The 229-nt window shown below is 70.3% G+C and carries 1 pseudogene; it reads left to right on the forward strand.

Going from position 1 to position 229, the window contains the following annotated elements:
- Window positions 1–229: pseudogene (locus KUG43_RS16560) on the forward strand (acyltransferase family protein); the annotation flags it as partial.

Raw genomic sequence — 229 nt, forward strand, 5'->3', positions numbered from 1 at the left:
GAGGGCTTCCCGGTGCCTGGTGTGCTGCCGGCGGTGCTGGGGACGCTGCTGGTGCTGCAGGCGGGCCCCGGTGAGGGGGGCAGATTTCTGCCGGGCCGCTGGCTGGAGCGGGTACTGCTGACGTGCGGGCTGCTGTCGTATTCGCTGTACCTGTGGCACTGGCCTGTGATCGTGCTGCTGCGCTGGACGTGGGGGCTGGAGACGTGGTGGCAGTACGTGGTGGCGGTGG

The sequence above is a fragment of the Synechococcus sp. CCY 0621 genome (genome assembly GCF_019038465.1).
In the GTDB taxonomy this organism is placed as follows: domain Bacteria; phylum Cyanobacteriota; class Cyanobacteriia; order PCC-6307; family Cyanobiaceae; genus Cyanobium.